Source organism: Virgibacillus siamensis, from assembly GCF_039522605.1.
In the GTDB taxonomy this organism is placed as follows: Bacteria; Bacillota; Bacilli; order Bacillales; family Amphibacillaceae; genus Lentibacillus; species Lentibacillus siamensis.
Genome location: NZ_BAAADS010000001.1, coordinates 504374 through 529650, shown reverse-complemented (window position 1 = coordinate 529650; position 25277 = coordinate 504374). Strand labels below are relative to the sequence as shown.

Sequence of the window (25277 nt, the reverse complement as noted above, 5' to 3'; positions counted from 1 at the left end):
CTCCTGTTATTTATCTTCAAAGTAGTTATGTTTCTCAAGAAATTCTTTTGCAACAACTTTTGGTTCTTTCATTTTTACGTTCGCGAGATAGTTCAGCCGTCGCATTTTTTCCGTACTGATTGTTCCGCTTAATTTCTGAAGGATGTCCTTCAATTCAGGGTGTTGATTCAATACTTCGTTCCGGGCAACCGGTGAAGCGTCATACGGTGGAAACAGATGTTTATTGTCTTTCAATGTGACAAGGTCAAAAGCTTCCAGTCGTCCGTCTGTTGTATAGGCAAGAACGACATCCATTTCGCCGCTTTCCACTGCTTTATAGACAAGTCCGATTGACATTGGAAAGATGCGGTTAAATGCAAATCCGTATGATTTTTTAAAGGATTCATAACCGACACCCGGTCTTCTAATCCAGGCGCTGTCCACACCGAGTCGAAGTTCGTCTGCAATTGCTTTCAGATCTGATACGGTTTTGAGGTTTTTCTTCTTGGCTAGTTCACTCGTTACGGTAAATGCATAGGAATTAGCAAAACCATACGAATCAAACCATGTCTGATTAAAGCGCTGCTGGAATTCTCGTTTGACAATTTTCATCGCTTTGTCCGGATCTTTAACAGGATCCATACCGAGTGCACCGACAAGGTCTGTACCGGTATACCTGGTAGCAGTAACATCAACTTCCCCGTTGGACATAGCTTTATGCTGTACGGTGGATGATCCCATGTTGGTAATTAATTCGGTCTGAAGGTCTGTATAGTGTTCAATTATTAAGCTGACCATATTTCCCATAATGGCCGATTCCGCTGTGCCCAAAGTACCGACTGTTACTGTTTTGTCCTTGGGCCCGCTTAAGCCTGGCAGTGAACAACCGCTCAGCAATACGACGGAAATCAGCAGTATGACAATTGTTTTGAAGGTTGTGAATTTCACGGTTTCCTCTCCTTTCCTATGCTGCATCCTGTTGGTCTTTTAATCCATCCGGAGTCAGGCGGCCTTCGAGATATCCAAAGAGCAGATCGGTAAGCAACGCCATCAATGTCACCGGAATAGCCCCTGCAAGAATCAGGTCGGTCCGGTATAAATTTAGTCCGTTAAAAATGTAGTCACCAAGACCACCGGCTCCGATAAAAGATGCGAGTGTTGCCCAACCGATCAAATAGACGGTGGAAACTCGAATACCCGCCATAATAACTGGGGTTGCAAGCGGCAGTTCGACATGCATGATCCGCTGCCAGCCGCTCATGCCCATTCCGGTTCCGGCTTCAAGCAGGTTTTGATTGACTTCTTTCACCCCTGTAAATGTGTTGCGCAGAATTGGCAGCATGGAGTAGAAGAACAGGGCTGCAATAGCCGGTATTTTACCAACTCCAAGAATTGGTATGAAAAAAGCAAGAATCGCAAGGCTTGGAAAGGTCTGAACGACCCCAACTGTTCCAATAACAAAGCCGGCGACTTTAGGTGTGCGCGTCAGCAGTATTCCAAGCGGGACCGCCACAAGAATTCCTAACAGGACGGCTGTCAGTGAAATATAAAAGTGTTCCCAGGTTTTTACTAAAAGCTGTGTACCATTATTGGCTAAAAAGTCCAGCAAAAGTTTCATCTCCTTTCATTAACCAGCTGATTGAGTCGTATCCATTTCGCCCCAGATTGTATCGTAGACAATATCAGCAAGGTTAGCGCGTGTAACAATGCCCAACAGTGTTTGTTTGTTATCGACTACCGGAATATTTTTAATTCCTTTGCGCAAAATCCGGTGAATGGAATCGCGCAGTAATGTTCCTTCTTCAACCGAATAAATTTCCGAATTTACGACTTCTTTGACGAGCGTACTTTTCGTGTGGTTCTGGTCAATAATTTCAATATCAATATATCCTTGCAGTTTCCGCTGTTCATCAACGACAAGCAGCGAGTCTACCCGTTTGTTTTTCATGATTTGGATGGCTTCAGCCAGTGTCTGTTCCATCGTGATGGTAATCGGATCGTGATTCATGATCTGCTCAACTGTCTGGATATTTGGCTGTGCCTGGATTAGCCGCTCTTTTCCGATAAATTGCTCAACAAATTCGTTGGCAGGTTTTCGCATAATTTCGTCCGGTGTTCCAACTTGTACCAGCTCACCATCACGCATGATGACAATCCGGTCAGCCAATTTGAGTGCTTCGTCCATATCGTGGGTGACGAACACAATTGTTTTGCCGAGTGACTGCTGCAGTTTTTTAAACTCCTCCTGCAGAGAATCCCGTGTAATCGGGTCAAGTGCACCAAAAGGCTCGTCCATTAAAATAAGGGGAGGATCTGCGGCAAGCGCCCGCAATACACCGATCCGCTGCTGCTGTCCGCCGCTCAGTTCATGCGGGAAACGGTTAAGGTATTCGGTATCCATGTCAACAAGGCTAAGCAGTTCTTCAGCCCGTTTGCGGCGTTTATCTTCTGGCCACTTTAACAGTTTGGGCACAAGTGAAATATTTTCCTGGATGGTCATATGCGGGAAAAGACCGATCTGTTGAATCACATAACCGATTTCCCGTCTCAGCTGTACCGGATCTTTATCCAGTATGTTTTCACCTTCAATGGAAATCGTTCCATCTGTCGGCTCGATTAATCGGTTAATCATTTTCATGGTCGTTGTCTTTCCGCAGCCACTCGGACCGATAAAGACGATAAATTCTCCTTTTTCAACTTCCAATGTCATATTTTCGACTGCTTTTTTTGTTCCGCCATATATTTTGGAAACATCTTGAAATGTAAGCAAGAAAATGCCACCTCCGTAGTTTTGATTATCTATTCGGGAATTGATCGGGATAAGAGTTTGCTAGCATGTTTTTGGACGTATAGGTGTGAGCTGTCTTCACCCCGAGAACTTTCTCAGCTTAACGAACTATATGCATTTTGTAAAACACGTAAAGTTTATAAACTTTTTTATTTATAAAATTTATAACAGGTATGCTCTGTTTTTCTCGTTTATTCTTTAAAATACATGCCAAAACGATTTTTTGAAGGTTTTTGTTATTATGATATAGTACGAAAGGATGTTTGAAAGGGGATTGTGATGGACGAACAGGTTTATGGTGTGAAGCAGCAATTTATTGAAAAACTTATCGATAATATGCATGCATTTGGCGTATCCCCAACCGTTGGGCGTGTTCTTGGCACGATTTATATGAATCGCGAACCAATGATGCTGGATGAACTGTCCGTTGAAACCGGTATGAGTAAAATGCGCATGAGTCAGGTTGTCCGGGAAATGATGGAACTGAATATTGCCGAACGTGTATTTAAACCGGGGATTCGTAAAGACTTATATCAGGTAGAACAGGATTATTATGAAACATTTATTTCATTATTTACCTCGACATGGCAAAAGGCGATTAAACGGAATAAACAGTTTGAGCAGAAATTGATGCGCAACCTTAAGGAAATACAGGAAAAACAGGCGGAATTATCGGCTGAAGATGAGCAGCTGATTAATGATTATTTGGAAGAAGCGTATGAGTGGATGGATTATTATGACTGGATTCGCCGATTAATTGCACACTTTGAAAGCGGCGAAATATTTAAATATGTACCAAAAAACAGGAGGAATTCAAATGAATAAAAAAGTAATTTTATCATGTGCGGTAACAGGTGCCGGTGAAACGACCGAAAAGAGTCCACATGTACCGGTTACCCCAAAAGAAATAGCGGATTCGGCAATCAAAGCGGCCAAAGCAGGAGCAACGATTGCACATATCCATGTCCGTGATCCGGAGACGGGAAAGTTAAGTCATGATGTCAACCTTTATCAGGAAACAGTGGAACGGATTCGTGAAGCGGACACAGATGTGATTATCAATATTACGTCCGGTGGCGGCGGTGATTGGGTTCCGAGTGAGGACGATCCAACCCGAGGCGGTGCCGGCACTGATATTCAAACACCGGAAGAGCGTCATGAACCGGTTGGAAAATTGCTTCCGGAAATGTGTACACTGGATTGCGGCAGTGTCAATTTCGGCAACATGCTGTATGTCAGCCCGACTGACTGGCTGCGCAAACAGGCTAAGCTTGTACAGGAAAGTGGTGTAAAGCCTGAACTGGAATGTTTTGACACCGGCCAAATCCGGTTTGCCAATCAATTGATGCAAGAAGGACTGATTGACGGTGATCCGCTGTTTCAGTTTTGCCTTGGTATCCCATGGGGTGCGGCAGCCGATGCGGAAACATTGTCGTATATGAAAAGCAGAATTCCGGAAAATGGACGATGGGCAGCATTTGGGATTGGCCGCATGCAAATGCCGATTGTCGCGGAATCCGTATTGCAGGGCGGAAATGTTCGTGTTGGCCTGGAGGACAATCTGTATTTGAAAAAAGGACAGCTGGCAACAAATGAACAACTCGTGGATAAAGCTCTGGGGATTGTACAGAGTCTCGGATCTGACATTATGTCACCAGCAGAAGCACGTGATTTATTAAACTTGCGGAACCCGAATGGAAAGGAAGGCTAGTATGAATAATACAATCAGTAAAGTTACGGTAGTAGGAACCGGCGTAATCGGCAACGGTTGGATTACACGATTTTTGGCGAATGGTTATCAGGTGACAGCGACAGATCCTGCCCCTGGAGCGGAAGAACGGATGCGGGAAGCAGTACGTAATGCATGGCCGGCGATGGAACAGATGGGGCTGGCTGAAGGAGCGTCCGTGGATAATCTGTTTTTTGAAGAAGACTTGGCGAAAGCGGTCGGGAGTGCTGACTTTATTCAGGAATGTGTTCCGGAACGTGAAGGGTTGAAACGCAGCGTGATTGCCGATATCGACCGGCATGCATCAGCTGGAGCGGTTATTGCGTCAAGCACATCCGGTATCTTGCCAAGTACGTTGCAGGCAGATGCGGAACATTATCCGGAGCGGGTAATTGTCGCTCATCCATTCAATCCGGTTTATTTGGTTCCGTTGGTTGAACTGGTTGGCGGTGCGAAAACAGATTCGGAATTTGTCGAAAATGCAAAGGAATTTTACAATGGCCTTAACATGAAGCCGCTTATCGTAAATAAAGAAATTGAGGGGCATATTGCCGATCGGTTGATGGAAGCAATCTGGCGCGAGTCGCTGCACATTGTAAATGACGGCGTCGCAACCACTGAGGAAGTTGATGCATCAATCGTATATGGTCCAGGATTACGTTGGGCACTGATGGGACCCTTCATGACGTTGCATATGGGCGGCGGAAAAGCAGGCATGCGTCATCTACTGGAACAATTTGGCCCGGCGCTGAAGCTGCCATGGACCAAGCTGGAAGCGCCCGAGTTAACCGATGAACTTGCCGAAAAAGTCATTGAAGGTTGTGAACGGCAAACAGCAGGCGTGGAAATGGAAAAACTGGAAGAGCGACGCAATCAATTTTTAATTGAACTGCAGCAGCTGCTGGAAAAATACTGGCCAAGCGCCAATTTAACTGGAGAGCTGTAAGTGAAGGGGGAACAAGTACAGATGAGAAAATTTATCTTAAGTGATAATGTCCGTGCAGACTGGATTGATTACAACGGACACATGAACGATGCTGAATACGTGCGTGCATTCAGCTGGGGCGTTGATGCATTTATGGATGCTATTGGCCTGACGGAGGATTTCCGCGATTCTCATCAATACACGATGTTTACGCTGGAAAACCACATTTGTTATCTCGATGAAATGAAGCTGGGTGAGCGGTTTGAGATTCATCTGAGCCTGCTTGATTATGATGCAAAACGGGCCCACGTCTTTTTTGAACTGTACGGCGAAGAAGGGAAACGTGCTGCTGCAAGTGAACAGATGCTGATGGGGATTGATCAAACATCCGGAAGACCAGCACCTTTTCCTGAAGATGTTTTTGCATCACTGAAGGAACTGGCAGCACAGCATACACCGGCCGAAAAGCCCAAGGAAGCAGGTCGTGTGATCGGGATTCGGTCGAAGAAGAAATAAGTAGTCTGCGGGAATCGACCGGAAATGGTGATTTTTCCAAAACGCGCATATATTAATTTCTAGTGTGGTGCGGTCAATTCAGGGGTGAACGGATTATATCCTAAGAGCGGATTATCGGCCCTCGAATTGTTCAAGGAGGTGTCTCGTCGTATATTTGGCGAGATCCGCCGTATTTAAGCAGAAACCCGCCGTACTTTTGGCAACAGCCGCCGTACTTTATCCAAAACTCGCCGAACTAATGCAAAAAACCGCCGTATCTCGGCGGTTTTTTACAATTTCGGGGGAGAGCCCATATCGCCCGTGGTGATCACTTTGTTCAACCGTTCCTCAGTGTCCCGGATTTCGACCGGTATGTTTTTTTGCCTTATAAAGCCGCCATAAACGGGTGGCGAGAATAACGATGCCAAGCACAAAGTAGAAGGGTGCCCGTTTCATTTCATCCCAGCCATCGATAGCCGCAGCAATCACACCAATTGCCAATACAGCAATGATTATATTGAATACGATACCAGTTTTCGTGTGGTTTACATTAAAGTTTTGACGCATTATACAGCTCCTTAAAAAAATAAAATCTCATCCTATTGTAAGTGAATTCATTCTGCTGTGACAATTTTCTGTTGGTTGAGGTTTATCGAAATGTTATGAAGCAGAAACATGTTTTAGATTCGATAAAATTATTCCATTAATTTTCAAAAAATTGTTGACAGTATGTTTCAAGTTTATTACAATCAGATGTAATCGATTTCAGAGAGAAAGCAGGATGACGAATGGCAAATATTCAACAAGTAGCCATGCAGGCGGGCGTTTCGGTGGCCACGGTTTCAAGGGTATTGAATAAACAAAAATCTGTAGCAGCGAATACAAGGATAAAAGTAGAAGAGGCGATAAAGCAATTAAATTATGAACCAAGTTTGCTCGGGAGAAGCCTTCGTACTTCGGAAAGCCGTATTCTTCTGGTGCTGATACCTAAAATTTCAAATCCATTTTATTTGGATATCATTCAAGGGATTGAAACATCAGCATTAGACCACGGTTATAACATTCTTTTATGTGAAACGGACTCGAAACCAGAACGGGAAAATATATATTTTGATCTGGTCAAAAAGAAAATGGCTGATGGAATTATTTCAATGGATCCAACTGTAAATATTGACACATTGATAAAAATGGCTGAGAACCATGCAATTATCCAGTGCAGTGAATACTCCAATGACAGTGGTATTCCATACGTAACAATTGACAATGAACAGGCGGCATACCGGGCAGTAAAACATCTCATCATGATTGGTCACCAAAAAATAGCTTTGGTAAACACGGATGAGAAATTTTTGTATGCTAATCAACGGAAAAAAGGTTATATCAGTGCATTGAACGAATATAACATTCCAATAAGGGATGAGTATATTTTATATACCAGAGAATTGGGTTTTGAGAATGGGCAGCAGGCAATACGGAATATCCTTCGATTGGAAAATCAGCCAACCGCGGTATTTGCAGTATCAGATATGCTGGCGATAGGAGCGTTGAAAGAGCTTAGCAGTAATGGGGTGCATGTTCCGAACGATATGGCAGTCGTAGGATTCGATAAAATTGACTTTTCCAATATGACAAACCCAACGTTAACAACAGTTGCTCAGCCCATGCGAGAAATGGGGGAAATAGCGGCTACAAAACTGATTGCCAAAATAAAAGGAGAAAAAGTGGAGAGTGTGATTTTAAATCATGAATTAGTAATACGCGAATCGACATCTGGGTGATGTACAGGTGAGATTAGCGCTCTGTTATTAAAAGACTGGCTTAATAATAGAGCGCTGACCTTACATGTAATTTGTAAACGTTTACATAAGGTGTGGCGTATTATCATTTTATGAGGGGTGAAATTTGTGAAAAAGTTAGTTGTGGTGGGAATAGTTTTGTTGCTTGCATTGTTGGCAGCGTGCAGTGGCGAAGAGGCAACTGGTGAGAGTGATGACGGAAACCTCACGATTGGAATCTCGTTACCATCAGCAACACATGGCTGGATGGGGGCTTTGATTGAGAACGCTAAGAATCAGGCAAAACAGATCAAAGAAGATAAAGGTATTGATTATGTTATTACGAATGCAACGGATCCGAACTCACAGGCGAACGATGTGGACGATTTAATTTCACAGGATGTTGACGCAATTGTCATGCTTCCGATTGAATCAGCTGCATTGTCTCCGGTTGGAAAGAAGGTTAAAGATGCCGGTATCCCCTTAGTAATAGTAGATAGAGAACTGAATAATGATGCGGCAACTGTTGTCGTGAAAGGTGACAACAAAGGAATCGGCGTTAATGCAGGGAAATATTTCATTGAAAAATTAGGCGGAGAAGGAAAAGTAGTTGAAATTACAGGCCCGCCAAGCTCGGTTACCGAACAGCGTGGTGCAGGCTTCCAAAAAGCGATGGAAGAGGCTGATGGAATTGAAGTAGTAGCCTCGCAAAGCGGTGATTTCTCAACGGAAAAATCTCTTGAAGTAATGGCAAATATTTTAACAGCTCAACCGGAAATTGATGCTGTTTTTACGCAGGATGATGGAATGGCACTTGGAGTTGTTCAGGCAATAAAAGAGGCTGGACGGGACGATATCAAGTTTGTAACGGGCGCAGGCGGTGCGAAAGAAGTTTTTGAAAGTATTAAGGATGGCGGGTTGATTTCCGCTACATTTCTGTATTCCCCAACCATGGTACGTGATGGGGTGAAGATTGCAGCCAATCTGGCTCAGGGTAAAGACCCTGAGAAAGAAATGGTCGTTAAAGACGCCACAGAGGTTACGAAAGAAAATGTAGAAAAATACTATGATCCGGATTCGAAATTCTAAAAAACAGTTGGGAAATACAACGATACGATTATTGTATTTCCCTCTTTTCCTACTGAGGAGGTTATGGAATGACTGATACCACCTTAATGCGCATGATGAATATTAAAAAATCCTTTAACCATGTACCTGTGTTAAAAGATGTTTCGTTTGAGGTGGAGCGTGGTGAGATTCACGCTTTACTGGGTGAAAATGGAGCGGGAAAATCCACATTGATGAATATTTTGGGTGGTGTGCTTCAGCCGGATAGTGGAACGATTCACGTGAATGGTAATGTTACCGTCATGAGCAGTCCAAAGGTTTCACAGGATCATGAAATCAGTTTTATCCATCAGGAATTGAACGTTGTAAATGATTTAACTGTCTATGAAAATATGTTTTTAGGTTCGGAAATTCGTACAAAGCTGGGGTTTTTGGATGTAACGAAAATGTGCCGTGAAACGGAAAAAATATTGGGGCGGCTTGGGGTCGATATTAATCCAAAAGGTTTTGTAAGAGAACTGAATACATCATACAAACAAATGATTGAGATTTCCAAATCGCTTTTACATAACTCCAAGCTTATTATTATGGACGAACCAACATCCGCACTAACCGAACATGAGGTTGAGCGATTATTTGAGCTAATGCGTAACCTTAAAAACGCAGGAGTCTCTATCATTTATATTTCTCATAAATTAAATGAGATTAACGAAATTTGTGACCGATATACTGTATTGCGGGATGGGGAAGTTGCCGGAAATGGCAGCATGGCACACACAAACTTGGAAGAAATCACAAAATTAATGGTTGGAAATGTGGTTTCGGAAGAGCGGTTGCTGACTGATAATGAGCTTGGTTCCACTGTCCTTGAAGTTAACAATCTTACATGTGATGGTTTTTTTAAAGCTATTAATTTTTCTGTACGAAAAGGTGAGATTGTAGGCTTTACCGGGCTATCCGGGGATGGGCGGACCGAGCTGTTTGAAACGCTGTTTGGGTACCGCAAAAAATATACTGGTGAAATAAAAATTGACAATAAGGTTGTTCGTTTGGGACATCCGAAAAAGGCAGTTGCCGCCGGATTGGGTCTTGTTCCAAAAGATCGTAAAGAAAATGCCATTATCAAAGACTTGAGTGTGCAGCATAATTTGACTGTTTCTGCTATCAGACATTTTGAGAAAAACGGGTTAATTAATGCCAAACAAGAGAAATCTGCATTTCAATTTTATAAGGATAAACTGAATATAAAAGTTCCCAGTCCCAATATTACGATTGATAAGTTAAGCGGCGGGAATCAGCAAAAAGTTGTCATCGCGAAATGGCTTGAAGTGGACACGGATATCATTATTTTTGATAACCCGACGCAAGGAATCGACATTGGGGCGAAACGTGAAATTTACAAGCATATTGTGAATTTGGCTGAACAGGGGAAAGGAATTATTGTTTTATCTTCAGAGGCTCCGGAACTTTTAAAAGTTTGTCACGTCATTCATGTGATGTATCAGGGTGAAATGACAGCAAAATTTGCCGGGGATATTGCAACTGAAGATGAAATTATGACATATGCTACCGGGTCCAAAAAGGAGGGAGTAGAGATTGGCTGAATTAAAAAGAGAGGAAACAAATGATCGTTTCGGCAATTCCCCAATTAAAGAAAAGGTTTCCTGGTTATGGTCAGAGTACAGTGTCATTATTGCTTTTGCCATCATTTTTATTGTGGCGTCCATTGCCAGCCCGCGGTTCATGGACATTGATAATCTATTAAATATTTTAATGCATGTTTCGATTATCGGCATTGTATCACTTGGCATGACCATCGTTATGTTGTCCGGAGGGATTGATCTGTCAGTCGGGTCTGTTTTAGCTCTGATTGGTGTTGTAACGGTACTTGCGTTAAATGCGACAGGAAGCATATTGGCAGCTGTTTTTGTTGCATTAGCGTTTGGTTCATTTGTGGGTCTGCTCAATGGTTTAATGGTAGCAAAAGGGAAAATTGCATCCTTTATAGCGACGCTAGGTATGATGGCAGGTGCGCGATCGATTGCATTGTATCTTGCTGACGGGGGAAGTCTGTCCGGCGAAGTGACTGGTTTTTCAGCAATCGCAAATTCATCACTTTGGATATTCGATTATCCGATTATAATCTTCATCATTATGACCGTGTTGACATATGTTTTGATGCATAAGACAAGGTTTGGGCGTTATGTATACGCAATTGGCAGTAATGAGAAAGCCGCGCTGTTATCAGCAATTCGGATAGACCGTGTGAAACTGCTGGTTTACAGTCTTGCGGGCCTCTATGTTGGTGTGGCAGCAATTATTGAAACATCCCGTCTGAACTCCATTTCATCGTCAAGTTCAGGAATGTTGTATGAACTGGATGCAATTGCAGCTGTTATCATCGGCGGTACACGGATGACCGGCGGGCGCGGGAAAATAATCGGCACTTTTTTTGGCGTGTTGATCCTGGGTATTCTAAGTAACATGATGAATCTGATGAATATCTCCCCACATCTTCAAGGCTTTGTAAAAGGGCTGATTATTATTGTGGCGGTAGTATTTCAAAAAAGGGAGTAGTGTTATATGAAGGCAGGTATAATTGGCTGCGGTTCCATTGCGAAGTTTCGCCATGCACCGGAATACAGTGAAAATCCATATGTCGATGAAATTGTTTTTTACGACAGGAATATGGAACGGTCGCGTGGGCTGGCGGAGCTTTTTGGCGGCAGTATGGTGGAAAATGTTGAAGAATTGTTTGAAAATCCCGGAATTGAGGTAATAAGTGACTGCTCGTCAAACGAGAATCATCATGTGTTTTCCACAAGGGCATTGCTCAGTGGCAAGCATGTACTGTGTGAGAAACCAATTTCGTTAACGGTTACGGATGCTGAAAAAATTCTCGATGCCCAGAAGAAATCCGGAAAAAAGTTAATGGTCGGTCATAATCAGCGGTTTAATCGGGCCCATCAAAAAGCGAGGGAAATTATCGTTTCCGGCGAGCTTGGCAGGCTGCTGACATTTAAACTTTCTTTTGGTCATAAGGGGCCAGAACATTGGGGAGTAAACAAAACGAAGTCCACCTGGTTTTTTAAAAAAGATCGCTCCAACTTAGGAGTAGCAGGTGACTTGGGTATCCATAAAATAGATTTGCTCCAATATTTGCTGGATGATCAGGTAGCACTTGTCAGCTCATTTCAAGGGACGCTTGATAAAGTGGATGAGCTGGGTAAACCAATTGAAGTTTGTGATAATATCGTCAGTAATTTGAAGATGTCGAACGGGCAATTGGGCACAGCTTCCTTTTCCTGGACATATTATGGGGAGGAAGATAACAGTACCATTTTGTATTTCGAAAAGGGCATTATGAAAGTCTATGATGATCCGGATTATCAGATTAAAATTAATAATCACGGCGGTGAACAGGTGAAATATGAACTTGGTGCCATGCAAACCAATGATAACCAAACAAGTACAGGTGTGATTGATTCTTTTATTGAGAGTATTCGGCTGGACAAAGACCCTGTCGTGACAGGAGAAGATGCGGTTGCTTCATTGAAAGTTGTGTTAGCGATGTTGAAGTCGGCTGAAAATGGTGCTGTTGTTGAGGTTTGATTCAGCAACCTGTTTCATCGGAATACGGTGAAGTCTTTTTTTCATTGCACCAGGAAATTATAAAATTTAATACTTGTGGTATAATTTTTATATTAATGAAAAGCCACGTCCGGCTCCAGCGCCCAGCAACTAGCAAACTTCACACTTCCTCACTACGATAAAGAAGACTTGCCGATTGGTGAAACCAGAGGCTTAGTCGCACTTATACCCTTGTGGTGAAAGTCAACATCGGTTCGTACTTTAAGGAAGGCCGACTAAAACCGGCCTCCCGCGCCAACGTCGACACACCCCTATGAAGGGGCGTGTTTCCTTTATCTCATTTAAGGAAGATCGGCTAAGACCGCCGCTTTGCGCGGCAACGCCGACCTACCCGCGATGCGCGGGCACAGTTTGTACGTTGCTAAACGGGCGCTTACGCCTTTGTTCTTCATACATAGCAAGCATTCCGCGAATAATATTCCCCCACATTTGCGAATAAAATGAGGTGACAGGCAAATTGTGGGGGAGTCGTATGAAAAAATTCGTGCTTATGGCAATCATACTGGGATTAGGTGTAGCATTATATTTTTATGTGGACAAATCCCCTGGGGAAATTGCAGTGGAGACAGTAGATAAGTTTTATGCATTTGAACAAACTGGGGATTTCTCGGATTCCTGGGACATGTTCCATCCGCTCATGAAAAAGAAATTTGCCAAGGGTCCTTATATACAGGATCGTGCCCATGTGTTTATGAATCACTTTGGCGTTACCACCTTTTCCTATTCAGTTGGGGATGCGACGAAAATCAAAAATTGGAAAATGAAAAAGGATGCAGATCCAATCGATGTTGTATATAAAGTAACCGTTTCACAGGTATTTAAGGGAAAATACGGGAACTTTACACTCGTCCAGAATGTTTTTACAACACAGGTGGATGGCGAGTGGAAGGTGTTGTGGGATTATAAAAAATAGTTTGCGGGATGCCTGTCACGCTAAGCAATTCAGAATGATGGGAATTGTATCGGGTGACAGGCTACAATAAACTATTCTTTGTCGGTTTCTTTATCTGTCGTTTCTTTTTTGATATCTTCCTCGGTATCCTCATCTGAACCAAATTCGGGTTGCATCTTATCTTGTCGGGATATCGCCATTGTGTCCATCACTTTAGTTTGGTCTTTTAAATCGTGATTTTCCATATAGTTATGAAGAAAATACTCCCCTACAGCAATAACAGCTGCTGAAATAAGTGAAGCGGTTCCCAGGGAAAAATCCCCCTCAAACAGAAAAATACCGAGTATCCAGACTCCGGCAAATGTGAGGCCAAAATCACCTAAGGCAGCACTGGCATTCTCAAAGATAGGTAAAAGGAACATATCGCCAAGAAATGAAACGCCCGTTAATAATAGGCTGGTAAGCAAAATATCGCCAAGGGAAACGCCGTAAAATCCACCTAAAACAACCCATAATACTGCAGTTATCATTGCCAATTTGATGACCAGCGCTTTTACGTAGTCCATTTGTTCAGAACCTCCTTTCGATATACTTCCAATTATCTTTTCCCTCTGGGTATATTTCATTCGAATTAGTTGTGTTTGTAAAGGAAGTGGATATTGGGGAGGGTGAGCTTATAGCGAATGAAGCCTGTGAACCTCTTATGGGAATAGGACGTTACCGATAGATCAAAATCACCGTTAAACACTTAGACTAAGTGTTTAACGGTGGGTAACTCCCTTTTGACACCCTGCGATAAGAAGTGGGGGTCTGGCTGGTTGCGCGCTTAAATGCCTGGGCAAAAAAAGATTGGGAGGAGAAGCCGGTAATTGCTGCAATCTCAGCGATATTGTAGTCGGTCGTGTCCAAAAGGGTTTTCGCTTCTCTTATCCGAATCTTGTTTAAATATTCAATCGGGGAAATTCCCATATCTTTTTTAAATGTATGTGCTAAATAATATTTGTTGATGTGACCTGCTTCGGCCAATGTATCAAGGGTGAGCAGGTCACGGTAATTCTGATTAATGTAATATTTAATGAATGCTGTAGCTTTATTTATATTTCTTGTTTCAGCCTTTTCAATCGTCAGTTGTTTCCCCCGTTTTAATTTGACGATTAGGATCTCGATTATGTTCTGGCAGATGATTTCATATTCTGCATTGTTGTTTTGAATTTCATCCAGTAATTTATTCAGGTAGAACAGAATATCCTCACGTTCCCCTTGATAGGTATACAGACCCATTTGTGATTCGGTTTCATCGGTATGCGAAAAAGAGAAGCCCTCCACACCCAGTGCTATATATTCGAGTGAGTCTTTCCAGTTGGATTTTTCGGTATGCTCAACATTCGGATTGATGATTACCAGGTCATTTTCTTTAACCGGTATTTCATGATCGGGCAGGACGAATGATCCTTGTCCTTTTACAATGTAAAAAAGTTCGGTGAAGTGATGGGAATGCTGTGTGCTGTGCCATCCTCTGTCATATTCGGAACGGGTTACATACAAAAGCTTAAACGTCATTTTACCAGCTGGATAATTTTTAACTTTGTAGACCTCATACGACATTTTCTTATCCTCCTTTTATTATTTATTTTATAGAGGATTTGGATGAAAAGCAATATATCTAAAAGTCTGAACAAAATGTTTTTGTATAATTTGTTATGGATTAAAGTTGCCTCTCGTAAAAATTTGTTGAATAAGAACTGGTTTTGTAATGCCAATAACTATTTAACAGGTTTCCGTGTATGTCCTTTGTTGACATCATGAATAGTAAAATAGTAGCGTTTTAATTTTGATTAGAATTACTCTTTAAAATTTTCATATAATATTTTATACTTATTTAAACTGGTCATAACCACATAAAGTGAAAATACGTCTAAAAATGCTTAAGGAAAGAATTTCAGGTAGTTGCAGAGCTTTAACGAATTTAATCCTGAGAAAGATCAAGGATTTTTTCTTTTTAATAGAAGTGGTAATGACAACATAACCACAGATTAAAAAATGGGAAACTAGTATATAAAAGGCAAACGGTTTTTGAAGTCGGGGATTTATCACAACAACATTGCTATTTACTATCTCATTATATCGTTCCCGGTTACTTGGAAAGGGGGGAAGAATGGGAAGTTGATGTTAAAGGGAGGGATTTTATTTTTGAGCAGTTAAGAAAGTATAAAATTCTTTCTTACTGCATAAGTGCAACTATGGCTGTCACCTAAAGGCATGGTGACAACCAAGTTTTCTAAAATTATCCGGGGATGTCTTTCTAACGTTAATGGAAAATCTGAAGTGAAAGGATGAAATGTAAAATGTGGCCGTGTTTTAGAAGTGTAAACAATTTATTAACTTTTGTTCTAACTGTTGCCTTACTATTTTTTTTCAGCTTGTTTTTATCCATTTCAACATCGGCTGAAACAAACAAAGAGGTTACAACGATTGGAAACATTACTAATATTAATGTTGATGGCAACACCTACACCATAACAGCAGACGAAGCTAAGGTGAAAGTGAAATTTTACAAAGGTGATATGTTTCGGATCCGGATGGCACCGAATGGGAAGTTCACTGACCCTACAGACGGTGAAATCGTGGTGAAAACCGACTATCCAACCATCAAGACAAATTGGTCAGATGAAGGTAAGTATTACAAAATATCCACTAATGATGTCGTATTACGTGTTTACAAAAATCCTTTACGGTTTGCGTTATACGAATCAGATAATAAGACGCTTGTATGGGAAGAAAAGAAAGGGCTTTCCTGGACAAGTGACAAAACATGGCAGACGCTCAAACGGAGTGAAAAGGAACAGTTTTTTGGCGGTGGTATGCAAAACGGCCGTTTCACACATCGTGGGGATACCATCAGTATTTCCAAATCGTTTGACTGGAATGCTGGAGGAAATCCGAATGCAGTCCCGTTTTATATGAGTACGGAGGGCTATGGAGTGTTTCGCAATACATTTGAACCAGGTAACTATTCTTTTAAAGAACCTGTCAAAGCAACACATAATGAGAACCGATTTGATGCTTTTTATTTCTATGGTCCGGGATTGAAACAAATTCTTGACGGATATACCGAATTGACAGGGCGTCCGTTTATGCCGCCTGTTTACGGACTGGAGTTAGGTGATGCAGACTGTTATAACGAAAAAGGCGAAACAACGATGGATTCATTAAAAGTCGCTGACGGTTACCTCAAACATGATTTTCCTATGGGTTGGATGCTCGTTAATGACGGGTATGGATGCGGTTATGAGAACCTGAAAGATGTTGGCATTGGCCTCCGGGACCGCGGATTTCAGCTAGGATTATGGACTGAAAATGGGCTTCCGGACCAGAAATGGGAAGTCAGCGAGGCTGGTGTTCGAGTTCGCAAGCTTGATGTGGCCTGGGTTGGCAAAGGTTATGAATTCGCACTTAATGCGGCGAAAAAGGCTTTCAATGGAATCGAAAACAACAGTAATGCCAGAGGATTTGTCTGGATGGTAGAAGGCTGGGCGGGTGCACAGCGATATGCTGTCATGTGGACCGGCGATCAGTCCGGTACATGGGAAAACATTCGATTTACGATCCCGACAATTGCCGGATCAGGATTGTCAGGTCAGGCTTTTACATCCAGTGATATAGATGGTATTTTTGGCGGGAGCGCCAAGACGTATGTCCGGGATCTTCAGTGGAAGTCATTTATCCCGGTATTAATGACGATGTCCGGTTGGGCTTCTAAGGATAAACAGCCTTGGGTATATGGTGAACCGTATACATCTATTAACCGAAAATATCTGAAGTTACATGAGCGGCTGCTGCCTTACATTTACACGTACTCTGCGAAGGCCCACCAGAATGGAGTGCCACCGGTAAGATCGTTAGTACTGGAATACCCAAATGACCCAAAAACCTGGGGAGACGACGTCAAATATGAATTCTTGTCAGGGGAATCTTTCCTTGTGGCACCAGTATATAAGGATACTAATGTGCGTAACAATATTTATCTTCCTGAGGGTCATTGGATTGATTATTGGAATGGTGATGTTTATGAAGGGAAACAGACAGTTAACAACTATTCGGCACCGCTCCGTAAATTGCCGCTGTTTGTAAAAGCTGGTGCGATTGTACCGATGCGGGCGCCGGACACGAATGATTATAAGAAGGCACTGCACCGACCATTGACGCTGGACATCTATCCAAAAGGAAATTCCAACTTTACCATGTATATGGATGAAGGTGTAACAACGGAATATAGACAAGGCGAATCTGCCGAACAAACCTTTAACGTTTCTGCTCCCAAAACAGGGAATGGAACGATCGACATTAAAGTAGGGGCATATGACGGCAAATTTGATACGATGCCAGAGGAAAGAGGTTACCAGTTCACAGTTCATTCTGATAAAAAACCTGCAAACGTTATAAAGGGTGAGCAGGATCTGAAGCAATTTAATACTAGGGAGGCTTATCAAAATGCTTCTGCCGGCTGGTATTACGCTGAAGATGAACGTGGCGGTATCGTTTATATAAAAACAGAACCAGTATCAACAAACCGTTCCTTTACTGTGACATTGCAAGAAGCGAGTGTTGTAGGTGGTTCAGATACCATTCCTGCTGTGTCAATGGAATTGCAGGGTCCAAACAAATTAGTTCCTGGTAAAGCTACTGAATTAACTGTCGCATTAATTAACCACAGCGATGGGAAGTTGATGGATACCCAGCTTTCTCTGGATGTGCCAGACGGATGGACGATTGAAGGAAAGTCTAACTTTGAGGAAATACCAAAAGGCGAAACAGTGACTGCGAAATTTGAGGTGGTGGTACCAGACGGAACTGACCCTGATGACTACGAGATATCGGCACAGGCAGATTATCAGCTTCACGGAAAAGAGTGGTCGGTCTATGACACAAAGAATATTGAAACCATTTTAGCGAATGGTGTGTGGGTCAGCAGTCTGGACTGGACCGATGTCCAAAATGGATATGGAAAGGTTCAGCTCAATAAGAGTAATGGTGGCAAACCTATTACGCTTGAAGGTAAAACCTATGATAAAGGAATCGGCGCACACGCACCGTCTGAAATCACCTATGATTTGACTGGTTTGAAAGGCAATGCTTCCCGATTTGTTGCCGATGTCGGGGTTGATGATGAAATCCCGGATTATGGAAGTGTTGTTTTCCAAGTTTGGGGAGACGGTGAAAAACTGTATGACAGTGGCACGGTTACCGGAACATCAGACACCAAACATGTTGATGTCAATGTTGAGGGTGTCGATACCTTAAAATTGGTTGTTGAGAATGCTGGAGATGGAAAAACAGGCGATCACGCCGACTGGGCGGGTGCTAAAATTGTATTCAGCACGGATGAAGCTGCTCCAGAACTGAAAACAATGATGAATGATGAAAAATTGCAAAATGAGGTGACTGTATCAGATACAGAATTTTTGAAGTTTACTTGGAAGGCGAGCGATAAAGGTAGTGGATTAGCAAACGTTTCGGCTGTATTTGATGGAGAAGCATACAAGGAAGATACGGCTATTAATATGGCAGGTAAAACTGGTACGCATGAACTGGTTGTAACTGCAGAGGACAAAGCAGGAAACGTCAAGGAAAAAACGTATTCCATCAAGGTAACAACCAGTGCAGCGGATATGAAAGAGCTTGTTGAACGCTTTAAGGAAAAAGGAGCGTTTGCAAATGATAAAGCTGCCCGAGCTTTGCGTATTCATTTAACTGCAGTTAATCAGTACGAAGAAGATCAAGTATCTGAAAAAGTAATCAAACATATGAAAGGATTTAAAACATTGCTCCAGCATCAAAAGGGTAATGATTTGATTGCAAAAGAAGCTTATCAAATTCTTAAAGCAGATGCGGAATATGTGATCAGTAGTTGGCAATAGACTAGTTGAACAGTCCCTGTGGCAGTTTTTCCTGTCACAGGGAACATTCATAAAAAAGGTGAAAATAGTTGAAAAACTGTTGCAATCAGGAAGCGTGATAGTTTTGTGCATGTCTTTCATTCATGTAGTGCTACGGTAAGATTCAAATGTTAAATATTGGAGGAACGCTGATATGTTAAAAAAACGAATCAGTATTTTGGCTGCGTCACTTTTGCTGGTAAGCAGTTTTTTTGTTTTAACCAGCACTGCAGCTGACAAGACACGTAATGGTCAGACAAAAGGCAGTATGAATGAGAAAGTGCTGCCTAAGAAAGGTTTAAATACGTGGGTGCCTTCAGGTGACTTTGCAACGTCTTCATTAATCAAAGTCCCAAGATACCCTGATGAAATCTTAGGAAATGTTGATGATAGAAATATAAAGCTGACCACTGTCCGCAACGAACAAGCATCAGCTCAAATAGCTGTGGCAAGTACAGAACAGATTGATAGTCTGCAGGCAAATGTAAGTGACCTCGAAAACAAAAACGGGAACAAAATATCTTCGGAAAACGTCCAGATTCGTTATGTCGGCTATGTACCTGTAGAAAAATCGATCAACGGCTCCTCGATTGAAGATGTTGCCGGACGGGCTATATCCGGAGACAAAAACCTTGGTGTTGTAGCGGATACTTTGCTGGAAAAGTCCAAGGTTGACGTTCCTGACCATAGTGTACAGCCTATTTGGTTCACGTTTCATATTCCAAAGTCAGCAAATCCAGGGGAATATAGTGGGGAGATTACCATAGAAACTGGGGACGATAAAAAAATTACGTATAATCTTCAAGTAACGATTAACGACGTAGCCATTCCTGATCCGCAAGACTATGAATTTAATTTAGACGTGTGGATGAATCCCAATGCGATAGCTGCTGCTTACGATGTTGAACCGTGGAAATCTGAAGAGCACTGGGATTTAATTAAGAAATACTTTAAGGATTTGGCAAGCAGTGGACAAGACACAATCACAACAACAATTATCCAAAATCCCTGGCTGGTAGGATGGAATGATTGGAAACCGCAAACTGCCACAGGGTACGACACCATGGTGAAATGGCGTTATGATGGAGAAAACTGGGAATTTGATTATTCCATTTTTGACCGGTACGTTCAGACAGGACTTGAAGCAGGTGTAGGTCCTCATATCACTGCTTATTCATTACTTACATTTCGTGGTAAACAACGTATTACGTATTTGGATGAGCGAACAGGGGAAGTAGTGACAAAGCGTATGGAAGCGGGTGATCCATTTTGGCGTGAGGCTTGGACCGCCTTCTTGAATGATTTCTCGGATCATTTAAAGCGTAAAGGCTGGTTGAACCAGACGTACCTTGCGTTTGATGAACGTCCCCCTGAGATTACCTCAAAGGCAATTGATTTATTAAAAGATGCAGCACCTGAATTTTTGGACCAGACGCAAATGGCAGGTACAGAAAAGGTTGGGAAATATGCGCAAAATTTGTCTCTCGCAATTGATAGTCTTGGCAAGGTTACGGATGAATGGATAAAACAAAGACGAGAAGCCGGGAAAACTACAACGTATTATGTCTGGGCTGGAGATCATCACCCGAATACGCTGTCTTTCTCGCCTGCAGTAGAATCCCGGATGATGGCCTGGATTTCAGCTGACAAAAAATTGGATGGATTTTTACGCTGGGCGTACAACAGTTGGCCCAAAAATGTCTATGATAATCCAGTATATGCATTCACACAAGGAGACGAGTATTTTGTCTATCCAGGAAAAAAAGGACCGATGTCCAGTATTCGATGGGAACTGCTGAAAGAAGGAATTGAGGATTATGAACTTGTTCAAATGGCAAGGGAGAAAAATCCTGATAGTGAAGCAATTAAGAAAGCGTTGGAGCTAGCATCACGACAATGGGATGGCCGCAAGAAAGATGTACATGATATCGTTCGTGCAAGAAAAATGATTGTGGAAAACTCAGTCAGTATGAAAGCGAAAGGCAGCTTTACTGCAGGTGCCCCGACTGTAGTAAAAACAATCTTTCAGAATGGATTTATTGAAACAAAAAATATTGAGCTGAAATTGAATGTACCTGAAGGATGGAGAGTTGAACCTATCTCACAGAATACCTTTGAAAAGCTGGATTCCTTTGAAAAAGCAACAGTATCCTGGAGGGTTACGCCATCAGATGGTGCCACAGGCTCTTCATCACTGACTGTTTCGGCGTTTGCTGACAGTAAACAGGTGGCATCCTTCAATCAACGAGTGATTGTCGGAGGAACATATCTTAGCGATTTGGATTGGGGAAAAGCCGACAATGCCTGGGGCCCCGTTGAAAAGGATATGTCAAATGGGGAAAAAGGCGCTAATGATGGAAGTGCGTTAACAATAAATGGACAGACTTTCGACAAAGGTCTTGGCGTCCATGCCCCATCAGAAATTGTGTATCAATTGGACGGTAAATACTCACAGTTCACTTCCTATGTTGGAGTTGATGATGAGGTGGCTGGCGGTGCCAGTATTGTTTTCCAGGTTTGGGGAGATGGTGAAAAACTGTATGACAGTGGCTTGATGACGGATTCAGATGATGCCAAAAAGGTGGATATCTCGGTTGATGGCATCAAGGAGCTTAAGCTCGTTGTTACTGATGGCGGAAACGGTAACGGACAGGATCATGGAGATTGGGGAAATGCGTTACTATTTACGTCAGGTGATACCGAAACAAGTGCAGCCGACATGAAGGAAATTGTTGAGCAGTACGAGGAAGCAGGAGCATTTGCGAGTGATGGAGCTGCCCGGACTTTAAAGATCCATCTGACTGCAGTCGATCATTATGCGGAAGATGATGCAGGTGAAAAAGTTATTAAACATATGAAAGGATTTAAGAAGCTGCTGAACTATCAAAAAGAACATGAATTCATTGCAGCAGATGCCTATCAAACGCTTAAAGAGGATGCTGGTGAATTGATAGAAAAATGGCAATAGGTTTATAGAATTAGAACCTCCCCCTTAGCTGGATGCTATTTGGGGAGGTTCAATCATCACGATAGGTAACCCCTTCACATAAAGATGTTTCGTACTTTTCGGCTGAAAGGAGATTGAATTTCATGATAAGACGAATGTTAATTGTGTTACTCATCATTTGTATGATGCCTATACCCCAAGTTTTAGCATATCAAGATTCCCACCTAACATCACAGAAAAACACCTTAATTGAAGGAATAAACAACAAAAATAGAATGACTAATAAAGGGCTTCCACCGAGAGAAGACACGTATCGGTCCGAGGATTTTAAAATGTTTGCCAGTATTTCACCAGATATGCTGCTGAATGACAGTCTTGCAGGGGATCCTGATGTCATGAGTAAAGATGGGTTTGGTTTTCGAATTCCATCCCTTCTCAGAGCAGTAACCCCCGATAAAAAAGACAAAGATGTGCTGCTTTCTTTTTCACATATCGGAAATGACAGTGCTGATTGGGGTAATCTTGATATAGCTATGAGACGCAGCTTGGACAATGGTGAAACATGGGGCAACGTCAACACAATTATGGGCATGCCGTCAAACAATGCACCACAAAGCTTTAATGACTGGGGTTCTGCATTTTTTATTGATATGGCAACAGTACAAGCTGAAAACGGTGATGTCGTAATGATGTTGGATATGTATCCGGAAAGTAAAGGATTGCACGCAAGTTCGTGGTTAGAGAATGGGGATGGCTATAAGACCGTTAGCGGAAAAGATTACATGGTATTGTACAGCGGCGACTCCAAGGTTGGCGACGGCGAAATTACCAATCAGGGTGAAACATATACAGTTCGTGAAAATGGTTGGATCTTTGACAGTAATGGTCGTAAAACAAATTATTATATTCCCCAGCATCATTCCGCTGAATACAATTATGAAACGATGGGAGATATGTATTATGCCACAGGGGAAGCTGACTATATTAATGAAACACCTCCTCAGATACCTGAAGAATCGAGCGGACAGCCTGAAGGTTCCAATGATATTTATGTGGGCAATATCTATTTAAGTTACCAGAAACCCGAATTTAACCCGGAAAATCCTGTGTTTGTACAGAAGAAAAAAGCTGGTCCAAACAAGGAAGGAAAACTGTATTCGAAATATCCGGATGTCATGACGGATCCGGCACCATTAAGGGCTGTCGTTACTTCTTACTTATGGGTAACAAGAAGCAGTGACTATGGAAAGACATGGTCACAGCCGGTCAATATTAACTCACAAGTAAAGCTCTCCTCTGATGGCTCATTTTTGGGTGTGGGTCCAGGTACCGGAATTGTTTTGAAGCATCAAGACGATCCAAGCAAAAATGGCAGAATTGTTATGCCTGTGTATACGTTGGGTAAAGGTTCAGCTGTATACAGTGATGATGGAGGTATTACCTGGAAAAGGGCAACTTCGAGCAGTGATGGCTATATAAACAATATTGATGAAATGCAGTTTATTGAACTTGCCGATGGAACGCTTATGTCATTTGGCAGGCAGCGAGGTAAAGGCCCAACCCCGGACATGGAGTGAACGATCGTATACGGATTTGACATCCGTTCGGTCCCAGAAGTCCATCATAACCTATCCGATTGATTCCAATACGGAAAAAGATGCAACAGCTGATGAAAGATTCGATTACGTTGAAGGGATGCAAAAAGGGAAACAATATGTCATTGCTTCTCATCCAACGGGGAATCCGGATGATGCTTCCCGAACTCATGGTGTGGTTGAGCTGGGTGTTGTACAGGAGGATAACTCTATTTTATGGATAGCAGAACGCTCCTTGGAATTAACCCCAAATCCGTATGCGAATACACAAGGGAGAGAGCACTTTTTTGCATATTCCAGTTTAACTGTATTGGAGAATGGAAATATCGGGATTTTGTTCGAACCGCAGCCTAACAACTATATTGCTTATGCGGAATTTAATTTGGAATGGATTTTGAATGGTAAACAAGATGGCAGCCTTTATCAGCCGAAAATCACAATGGAAGCAAAGGGTGATTTTAAAGCTGGTGTTACTACAAAAGTGACAGCGGAGTTTCGTAACAGTTTCGGCAAGTTGAAAGATGTTGACTTCGAGTTAAATACTCCAAATGGCTGGAGTGTGGAACCCGTTGATCAGACGGCTTTTGAAAAAGTAAAACCATTTAGCAGAGTTAAGGCATCGTGGGAAGTGACACCGCCGGATGGGGTTTCCGGTCAAAAGTATTTAAATGTATCTCTGACGGCTGATGGTACAACGGTAACTTCATCAAAAAAGCAAGTTATTGTTGGTGGAACATATCTCAGTGACATGGATTGGGAAAAAGCCGACAACGCCTGGGGCCCCGTTGAAAAGGATATGTCAAATGGGGAAAAAGGCGCTAATGATGGAAGTGCGTTAACAATAAATGGCCAAACCTTCGACAAGGGTCTTGGCGTCCATGCCCCATCAGAGATTGTGTATCAACTGGACGGCAAATACTCAAAGTTTTCATCATACGTAGGGGTTGATGATGAGGTAGCTGGCGGTGCTAGTATTGTTTTCCAGGTTTGGGGTGATGGTGAAAAGCTTTATGACAGTGGCTTGATGACGGATTCAGATGATGCCAAAAAGTTGGATATCTCGGTTGATGGCATCGAGGAGCTTAAGCTCGTTGTGACAACAAGTGGAAACGGAAATGGGCAGGACCATGGAGATTGGGGAAACGCTGTGTTATTTAAATCTGATAAGACCGAAACCAGTGCAGCTGCTATGAAACAGCTTGTGCAGCATTTTAAGGAAAATGGAGCTTTCGCTAATTCTGGGGCTGTCCGAGCTTTGCGTATTCATCTATCTTCCGTTCAGCATTATGCAGAAAAAGAAAAGGCTAATAAAGTTATCAAGCATATGAAAGGATTTAAAACACTGCTCAATCACCAAATGAATAATGAGTTGATTTCTGAAGATGCTTATCAGTCACTCAAAGCGGATGCGGATTCTGTACTGCAGAAATGGCGGAAGTAAGGTTATATGAGTGGCCTTAATCCTTTTGAAGGAGTTGCTTGGAAGGGGGTGAATTA

The 25277-nt window shown here is 42.4% G+C and carries 20 protein-coding genes; 14 read left to right on the top strand and 6 right to left on the bottom strand.

The window, feature by feature from the left end:
- Positions 1 to 6 precede the first annotated feature (6 nt).
- Genes ABD010_RS02475 through ABD010_RS02465 form a run of 3 tightly spaced genes read right to left on the bottom strand, consistent with a single transcriptional unit; the run spans position 7 to position 2749 of the window.
- Positions 7 to 927, bottom strand: a complete 921-nt coding sequence (locus ABD010_RS02475; RefSeq protein ID WP_343809962.1) for an osmoprotectant ABC transporter substrate-binding protein — start codon at positions 925 to 927, stop codon at positions 7 to 9.
- A 16-nt stretch (positions 928 to 943) separates the two neighbouring features.
- Positions 944 to 1597 (bottom strand): ABC transporter permease, encoded by a 654-nt coding sequence (locus tag ABD010_RS02470; RefSeq protein WP_343809960.1) that lies wholly within the window; start codon positions 1595 to 1597, stop codon positions 944 to 946.
- A gap of 9 nt (positions 1598 to 1606) precedes the next feature.
- A complete protein-coding gene (locus ABD010_RS02465; RefSeq protein ID WP_343809958.1) occupies positions 1607 to 2749 on the bottom strand; it encodes a betaine/proline/choline family ABC transporter ATP-binding protein in 1143 nt (380 codons plus the stop codon).
- Between the two features lie 297 nt (positions 2750 to 3046).
- Here ABD010_RS02465 and ABD010_RS02460 point away from each other — a divergent pair, with 297 nt between their 5' ends.
- From ABD010_RS02460 to ABD010_RS02445, 4 genes are read left to right on the top strand one after another with little or no spacing between them, the layout of a single operon-like run.
- Positions 3047 to 3592 carry a GbsR/MarR family transcriptional regulator gene (locus ABD010_RS02460; protein ID WP_343809956.1) on the top strand — a complete coding sequence of 182 codons (546 nt, stop codon included), beginning with the start codon at positions 3047 to 3049 and terminating at the stop codon, positions 3590 to 3592.
- The gene (locus ABD010_RS02455; RefSeq protein ID WP_343809954.1) at positions 3585 to 4478 is read left to right on the top strand and encodes a beta-keto acid cleavage family enzyme; all 894 of its coding nucleotides are present in this window, start codon (positions 3585 to 3587) and stop codon (positions 4476 to 4478) included. The genes ABD010_RS02460 and ABD010_RS02455 overlap by 8 nt, the downstream gene beginning before the upstream one ends.
- Position 4479: 1 nt before the next feature.
- On the top strand, positions 4480 to 5442 hold the full coding sequence (locus ABD010_RS02450; RefSeq protein ID WP_343809952.1) for a 3-hydroxyacyl-CoA dehydrogenase NAD-binding domain-containing protein: 963 nt from the start codon (positions 4480 to 4482) through the stop codon (positions 5440 to 5442).
- A gap of 21 nt (positions 5443 to 5463) precedes the next feature.
- A complete protein-coding gene (locus tag ABD010_RS02445; protein ID WP_343809950.1) occupies positions 5464 to 5937 on the top strand; it encodes a thioesterase family protein in 474 nt (157 codons plus the stop codon).
- Positions 5938 to 6264: 327 nt separating this feature from the next.
- Here ABD010_RS02445 and ABD010_RS02440 read toward each other — a convergent pair whose 3' ends face one another.
- Positions 6265 to 6483 (bottom strand): hypothetical protein, encoded by a 219-nt coding sequence (locus ABD010_RS02440; RefSeq protein ID WP_343809948.1) that lies wholly within the window; start codon positions 6481 to 6483, stop codon positions 6265 to 6267.
- Between the two features lie 221 nt (positions 6484 to 6704).
- Between ABD010_RS02440 and ABD010_RS02435 the strand changes: the two genes are divergently transcribed.
- The 6 genes from ABD010_RS02435 to ABD010_RS02410 all read left to right on the top strand — a co-directional run bounded on the left by ABD010_RS02435 (position 6705) and on the right by ABD010_RS02410 (position 13323).
- The gene (locus ABD010_RS02435) at positions 6705 to 7694 is read left to right on the top strand and encodes a LacI family DNA-binding transcriptional regulator (protein ID WP_343809946.1); all 990 of its coding nucleotides are present in this window, start codon (positions 6705 to 6707) and stop codon (positions 7692 to 7694) included.
- Positions 7695 to 7820: 126 nt separating this feature from the next.
- A complete protein-coding gene (locus ABD010_RS02430) occupies positions 7821 to 8780 on the top strand; it encodes a substrate-binding domain-containing protein (protein WP_343809944.1) in 960 nt (319 codons plus the stop codon).
- A gap of 68 nt (positions 8781 to 8848) precedes the next feature.
- Positions 8849 to 10363, top strand: coding sequence for a sugar ABC transporter ATP-binding protein (locus tag ABD010_RS02425; RefSeq protein WP_343809942.1), 1515 nt, complete (start codon positions 8849 to 8851; stop codon positions 10361 to 10363).
- Positions 10356 to 11336 (top strand): ABC transporter permease, encoded by a 981-nt coding sequence (locus tag ABD010_RS02420; RefSeq protein ID WP_343809940.1) that lies wholly within the window; start codon positions 10356 to 10358, stop codon positions 11334 to 11336. The genes ABD010_RS02425 and ABD010_RS02420 overlap by 8 nt, the downstream gene beginning before the upstream one ends.
- Positions 11337 to 11342: 6 nt before the next feature.
- Positions 11343 to 12371, top strand: coding sequence for a Gfo/Idh/MocA family protein (locus ABD010_RS02415; RefSeq protein WP_343809938.1), 1029 nt, complete (start codon positions 11343 to 11345; stop codon positions 12369 to 12371).
- Between the two features lie 511 nt (positions 12372 to 12882).
- Entirely contained in the window at positions 12883 to 13323 is a 441-nt protein-coding gene (locus tag ABD010_RS02410; RefSeq protein ID WP_343809936.1) for a hypothetical protein, read from the top strand.
- Between the two features lie 71 nt (positions 13324 to 13394).
- On the opposite strand, the gene ABD010_RS02405 is transcribed toward ABD010_RS02410, so the two are convergent.
- Entirely contained in the window at positions 13395 to 13868 is a 474-nt protein-coding gene (locus ABD010_RS02405) for a YndM family protein (protein WP_343809934.1), read from the bottom strand.
- A 187-nt stretch (positions 13869 to 14055) separates the two neighbouring features.
- Positions 14056 to 14907, bottom strand: coding sequence for an AraC family transcriptional regulator (locus tag ABD010_RS02400; RefSeq protein ID WP_343809933.1), 852 nt, complete (start codon positions 14905 to 14907; stop codon positions 14056 to 14058).
- Between the two features lie 740 nt (positions 14908 to 15647).
- Here ABD010_RS02400 and ABD010_RS02395 point away from each other — a divergent pair.
- The 4 genes from ABD010_RS02395 (at position 15648) to ABD010_RS02380 (ending at position 25221) form a co-directional block, all read left to right on the top strand.
- Positions 15648 to 19220, top strand: coding sequence for an NPCBM/NEW2 domain-containing protein (locus ABD010_RS02395; RefSeq protein WP_343809931.1), 3573 nt, complete (start codon positions 15648 to 15650; stop codon positions 19218 to 19220).
- A 172-nt stretch (positions 19221 to 19392) separates the two neighbouring features.
- On the top strand, positions 19393 to 22206 hold the full coding sequence (locus ABD010_RS02390; protein ID WP_343809929.1) for a glycoside hydrolase domain-containing protein: 2814 nt from the start codon (positions 19393 to 19395) through the stop codon (positions 22204 to 22206).
- A 122-nt stretch (positions 22207 to 22328) separates the two neighbouring features.
- The gene (locus tag ABD010_RS02385) at positions 22329 to 23762 is read left to right on the top strand and encodes a sialidase family protein (RefSeq protein WP_343809927.1); all 1434 of its coding nucleotides are present in this window, start codon (positions 22329 to 22331) and stop codon (positions 23760 to 23762) included.
- A complete protein-coding gene (locus ABD010_RS02380) occupies positions 23701 to 25221 on the top strand; it encodes an NPCBM/NEW2 domain-containing protein (protein WP_343809925.1) in 1521 nt (506 codons plus the stop codon). The genes ABD010_RS02385 and ABD010_RS02380 overlap by 62 nt, the downstream gene beginning before the upstream one ends.
- The last annotated feature ends 56 nt before the right edge of the window (positions 25222 to 25277 follow it).